Raw genomic sequence first — 5,785 nt, forward strand, 5'->3', positions numbered from 1 at the left:
ATATCAGAGAGCAGATCGAGCGGATTCTGGCCTCGCCGGAGTTCCGCGCCACGCCGCGGCGGCGCGAATTCCTGAAGTATATTGCCGAGGAACTAGCGGCCGGGCGCGTGGGCGGCCTGAAGGGCTATTCGATCGCGGTCGCCGTCTATGGCCGCGACCCGAGTTTCGATACGCGCATYGATCCCCTTGTCCGCATCGAGGCTGGTCGCCTGCGAGCCGATCTCGAGCATTATTACCTGACCGCGGGGATGAATGACCCGCTGTTAGTCGAGATCCCAAAAGGCGCGAATGCGCCCAAATACACCTGGCGCGATGACCAGGTACTCGCCGGGAAAGGCCGCCCGGAAAACTCGACGGTTGCCGACATGCCCCGGTCGGGGCCCATAATCGGAAGGCCGCGGTTTCCACGCACGAGTCTCTGGCTGATATGCGTGGCTGGCCTCTGTGTGATCGCGGTCGTGATCGCCCATGTGATGCAGGGCGGGCGGGGGCTGCCCGTCAATACCAAGATCGCGTCGATTGCCGTGCTTCCATTCACCGTGCAGGACGGAGACAGTCAGCAAGATTATTTCGCGCGCGGGATCAGTCAGGAGCTGGCCAAAAACCTGTTCCAATTTGCCGATCTGTCGGTGACCCCCCCAAGCTCGATCAACCTCTCCCAGCAATCGGATCCCTACCTGTTCCGCCGATCCCTCGGGACAACGGCGTTCGTTGATGGCTCGGTACAAAAGAGCGCGGCCAACATCAGGGTGTCGGCCCGCCTCATCGATACCCGGACCGGCGCCCTTCTCTGGAGTGAATCTTATCGGCGAACGCTTCAGGCGGATCAGATTCTGGAGATCGGAGACGAGATCGCGGAGAAAATCGCAGCCACGATCGCTGGCAATGCCGGCGTGCTCGCCCGGGCGGCCCTGAAAACCAGCCTCGCGAAAGAGCCGAATAGCTTGAGCGCCATCGACTGCGTCCTGCGGTTTTACCAGCACCAGATGAGCGGCACGCCCGAGARYCATCGACTGGCGCGCGACTGTCTGGAGACGACAGTCAGATCAGAACCAGGGTATGCGGAGGCTTGGGCCAGCCTGTCGCAGATCTATGCGCAAGAGTATCGTGTAGGCCTCAACCCGCGCGCTGACGGCGTGGCAGCGGTCATCCGGCGCGTGAGGCAGCCGAACGGGCTCTCGAACTGGCGCCCGGCGACGCCAACACCATGATGGTTCGAGCCGCCACCATGTTCGATGTTGGCGACTTCAGCGGATTCCGGCAGCTCGCCGAAGCTGCAATCAAGACGCGCCCCGGCGATCCCGATCTGTTGGCTCATTATGGCCTTCGCATAGCCGCATCCGGAGATTGGCCGGCGGGTGCCGCCTTGGCACGACGCGCCATCGATATGAACAGCCTGCATCATCCGAGCTGGTACAGCATTCCCGTGATCCTGGAGCGCTACCTGGCGGGGGACGATCAAGGAGCTCTTGCCGCGACCAAGGGAATGACGCGCGTGTTGTTCATGAGCGAAGATTTCTTCGCGGCGATGATCCTTGGGCAATCGGGACAGCTGGATCTCGCGCGCTTCGCTGGGGATAGGGTCAACCGGGAATCGCCTCACGTCGCGGAGCAATTCTGGCCGGTTTTCCGAGCATGGAAGATATCCGAAGACACCCTGGATCGGTTCGCCGACGGGCTACGGAAGGCCGGGATACATATCGATCCAGCGGCAGYGCCCCCTCGCTAGACACTGCGCGCCACGGCCCTTTTTGACAGTGCCACATTCGAAGTAGCCATGGCTCGGGCAGCGAGGCTCACCCACCCATCTGCGGTACATGCAGCGGCTTGGGCACCAGTTTGATGCCGTTCTCCGCCAGCGTGATCCGCACCTTGGAAAGGATCGCCTTGCGTATTTGGAATTGACGTCCAGCCCGGGCTTTGTATTTGCCGCGGATCACCAGAGTGCCCTCCTCGAGGGCGGCAATGCCCTGGCTCTTGAACGGCTCGAGGAGATCGGCGTTCAGTTCCGGATCCGCCTCGACCTCCTGCCCGATCTTCTTGAACAGTTTTCGCACGGCTTCGACATCGGTGTCCAAAGCAACCCGGAACAGCATCTTCTCTATGACCCATTCGCGGCTGAAGTTCTGGATCTTCCCGATCTGCCCGAAGGGGATTGTCGCAACCGGTCCACGCGGATGCCGCAGGGAGACCGATCGCAATGAGATTCGCTCGACGGTGCCCTTGGCTCCCGAGGTCTCGATGTATTCGCCGTGACGGAAGGCATCATCGACGAGGAAGAACAGGCCGGCCACCACATCCTTGACCAGTGTCTGGGAGCCGAGGCCGATCGCCAGGCCGAAGATCGAGAGGCCGGTGATCAGAGGCCAGACATTGATGCCCAGCATGACCAGGACGGTCAAAGCGCCCAGCGTCAGAAGCGCGGCCTTGGTGAGACCCACGAGCAGTGGGCCGACGGTGGTCAGCCGCGTACCGACCACAGCGGTGGCGACCTGCGGATCGCCCGGGGCACGAGGTCTGATGCGCGCGGCCATGATGGCCACCCAGTTCCAGCAGAAGGCAATGATCAGCACGAGCATCAGAATCTCGGCCGCTTTCAGCAAGACAGTGCCCCGCGAAATGCCGACGACATCCAGAATGGGCAGGAGCCAGAGGATCGCCAATACCGCGAGAATCGATGAGGCGATCACGATGCGGAAAGTGCGCCACAGTGCGCCTGTCAGTTCGCCTCCCTGCGATCGAACCGCCTGCCAGCTGCGTCTTTCGATGGCGACGTCGAGATGAGGCCCGGCGAGAACGAGAAGAAGCGACAGCAGCAACAGCCCGCCCCGCGGCGGCCGTCCGATCGTCAAGTCCAGTTGGATGAAGACGAAGGCGAAGGTGACAACCGCCACCACGAGCCACGGCCAGACTGCGGCCAGCTTCCGGCGGAGCGATCCTGCCTTGCTGCCGAAGGACAGAGCCCTCGTCACCAGCCGGCGATGACGAAGATATGCCGCTGCGACCAGAACGGTGAACGGCAAGGATACCGCGAATGTTGCGAAGAGATCGCTTAGCGGATCAGCCGCATTCCATACGCGCAGACAGGCAAGCACCACCAAGCCGCCGGCCGCGATGCCGATGGCGAGCGCGAGATCGCGTCGCCAACGCCGGAAGATGGACCTGCGACCTGCGGTCAATGGGAAACATATCATCGTCGCCACGGCCGAGATGACGACGCAGTTCAGCAAGGCGCGGCGGAGCACTGAATCGCCGATGAGACTCAGAAATAGAATCCAGGACGCCAGTATCACGAGCAAGGCAGCCGCGAACCAGGCGGCCGCAGACAGAAAGGGCTTAGCCTTCAATCTGCTGATGATTGAGCTGGCAACCGCTGCCGTTGCAACAATGGCAATCAGGCAAATCGCTGCAATGCCGAGAGCCAGTAGCGCGGGATTATAACCGGCGGTTTCGAGCCCTTTGATGAAATCGTGCCACGCGCCACCGGAAGAGAGCCAACCGGACAGCCTTGTCGTCAGCCCATCCTCGATCAACACTGAGAAACGATGGAGCATCGCGGAAGCAGCATCGAGCTCGTCGGTCCTTGAATCGGCAGCCATGGTCTCGGTCTCTTGTCGAAGTCAGCGACACTAATCTGTCCGCGCGAACCGGTTGTCCAGCATGGAGTAAAAGTGTTGGACCTCTGGCACAGGAGGCGCGGCCCGTTACTGCCCGGGGCAGATCGGCGCAAGCGGGCGGCCTTCTACGATGCGGGCTGCGCCTCCGGCAGCTTCCAACGGCCGTTCAGGAGCTCGGGACGGGGACGGTAAAGCCGGAATGTGTAGTTCCATCCCTGCGTGATCGGCAGGCAATTCGCGATCTTGCCGTCGCAGCCGCCGAACTGGATGTCGATCGCGCCGTCAGTGCTCTTCTTGCCGGTGATGCTGTTGACCGAATAGGCGTCGTATTCGTTCTTCTCGAAGAAGCCCTTGTCGTTATAGACGCTGATCGACCAGAACGCGTCGACGGGAACGTCCTTGACCCTGAGCTTGTAGACCGTCTTGCCGTCGTTCTTGGCCGGGGTCACCGAGCGGTAGGATGCGTCCTTGTCGGGGTTGCCGCCCCAGCCGGCGGCCGTGCCGATCAGGTGCATGACCGGATCGACCTTTCCCTTGGGGCCGAAAGCGTTTGTGAAGCTGCCGGACGCTGCAGACAGCGCTTCGAGCGCGTCACGGATCTTTTTCTGTTGAGCCAGGTCCCAATTCGGCGCCTCGAACCTGCCGACCGCCTTCTGCTCCACCTTCAGCGCATCTTGCAAAGCGTGAACCTGCGCGAGGTCCTTGGGGTCGTTGGGATCGACAAGGATACGGACCGCAACGAACACATAGCGGGTGCCGACCTTGTCCTTGGTGAGCGTCGTGCGACCGGGCTTGTAGACCACCATCGGGGTGTAATGATCTTCGCTGATGACCTGCATCGAGACAAAGCGCTTGCCGGCATCGGGAAGGGTGATGGTCACCGGGCCGGCGTCTAGGTCGAAGAGCGCTTGGGAATAGAGCGTATCCCGGTTCATCCGGACCACGGGCTGCTTGTCGATCGGCGTCGGCGCCCTGTTGTGGGCGAACTTGCCGAGGGCACCGTCGCTGGCCGTCTTGGCCATATAGAAATCGGACTCGGCTCGCTTGAAATTGCCGACATTGACCGGAACCGGCTGCGCGGATGCCACGCACGGCGCGAGAACCAGAAAGCTCAGGCTGCAGACCAACGTCATGCGCATCGAACGGTACCTCATTGGCGTGTTGGATCGATTTGTTCATCGGGCAGGACCGAATGGGTCCGCGCATCCGCCCAGCTAGGAATGTCCGGGTCCGGGGCCCGTTACTGCACCGACAGAGCCGCGGCCTCCGCGGCGCAATCGGGTGCCGGGTTTGCCCGCTTCGCCTTCGCGGCCTTTACCTCCGCCTTCGCGGCTCTGAGGTCGGCAAGAAAGGTCGCGTTGGTCTGCAGCCGCGCAACTGTCGCCGCGCCCATGATCCGCCCCGCATCGACATCGCTCTGCCAATGCGCGTCGCAGATCACGCGGCTTTGCCCGAATTCGATGCCGCGCTTGAGCAGCTCGTTCGAGCGCTCGGGATTGATCTGCGCGAAGACGAGCGCCCAACCCCAGCCTGCGGCCGTGTGGCCGGACGGATAGGAGCCGTCGCCCCGCAGAATGGCCTCCTGATCCGCCCGGCAGGTCGCCTCGTTGTGGACCACGAAGGGGCGAACCCGATTGTACTTGTTCTTCACGCCATAGGTGGAGAGTCCGAAATCGGACAGCATCTTCTGCATCATCGCATAGAGGCGCGGGGTCTGCTTGCTGTCGATCCTGACACCCATCGCGCAGGAGAAATTGTCGGCTGCCTGCGGAAAGGCGAGATCGGCGTCGGTATAGGCGAGCTTCCAGCGGCTGGTGTTTCGCAGGGGGAGCGTCGCCTTGCGCGCTTCCTCGTCCCGGGCGAGCGCAGCCGAGTCCGTCTCGGGCGGCGGGCCGAGCAGCATCAGGCTGTTCGGCAGGTCGGACTGCTTGAGATAGCCCGGTGCGATCTTGAAATGCGGGTCTGTGACCTTCGGCTGGGCTTCACCCGCCTGCGCCAGGGCCTGCCCGCAGAGCGCGAGCAGCGCAATCAGCGAAACATGCGCGGCCCGAACCGCATTCTCGGTCATCGACATTTCCTATTCCTTCGACATTGCTGCCGTCGCGAGCATTTCGTGCATGGGCTGCCTGCCCGTCTTGCCATTTCGCGCCAATCGGGAGCGGCTATTC

General features: G+C 62.3%; 4 protein-coding genes and 1 pseudogene. 2 read left to right on the forward strand and 3 right to left on the reverse strand.

The window, feature by feature from the left end:
• Both AC1DVA_RS26020 and AC1DVA_RS26025 read left to right on the forward strand, forming a co-directional pair.
• Window positions 1-1,211 (forward strand): annotated as a pseudogene (locus AC1DVA_RS26020) (hypothetical protein); the annotation flags it as partial.
• Between the two features lie 17 nt (window positions 1,212-1,228).
• A complete protein-coding gene (locus tag AC1DVA_RS26025) occupies window positions 1,229-1,729 on the forward strand; it encodes a tetratricopeptide repeat protein (protein ID WP_476807796.1) in 501 nt (166 codons plus the stop codon).
• 67 nt (window positions 1,730-1,796) lie between these two features.
• On the opposite strand, the gene AC1DVA_RS26030 is transcribed toward AC1DVA_RS26025, so the two are convergent.
• From AC1DVA_RS26030 to AC1DVA_RS26040, 3 genes are all read right to left on the reverse strand, one after another.
• The gene (locus AC1DVA_RS26030; protein ID WP_476807797.1) at window positions 1,797-3,599 is read right to left on the reverse strand and encodes a mechanosensitive ion channel family protein; all 1,803 of its coding nucleotides are present in this window, start codon (window positions 3,597-3,599) and stop codon (window positions 1,797-1,799) included.
• Window positions 3,600-3,742: 143 nt separating this feature from the next.
• Entirely contained in the window at window positions 3,743-4,750 is a 1,008-nt protein-coding gene (locus tag AC1DVA_RS26035; RefSeq protein WP_476807798.1) for a DUF1254 domain-containing protein, read from the reverse strand.
• Between the two features lie 107 nt (window positions 4,751-4,857).
• Complete coding sequence (locus tag AC1DVA_RS26040) at window positions 4,858-5,685, reverse strand: acid phosphatase (protein WP_265051840.1); 828 nt, start codon at window positions 5,683-5,685, stop codon at window positions 4,858-4,860.
• Window positions 5,686-5,785 lie beyond the last annotated feature (100 nt).

This window comes from Allobosea sp. P4_C6 (genome assembly GCF_056402015.1).

Coding starts and splice junctions, on each gene's coding strand:
- AC1DVA_RS26030 (WP_476807797.1), bottom strand. CDS start 3,599: ATGGCTGCCGATTCAAGGACCGACGAGCTCGATGCTGCTTCCGCGATG.
- AC1DVA_RS26040 (WP_265051840.1), bottom strand. CDS start 5,685: ATGACCGAGAATGCGGTTCGGGCCGCGCATGTTTCGCTGATTGCGCTG.
- AC1DVA_RS26035 (WP_476807798.1), bottom strand. CDS start 4,750: ATGACGTTGGTCTGCAGCCTGAGCTTTCTGGTTCTCGCGCCGTGCGTG.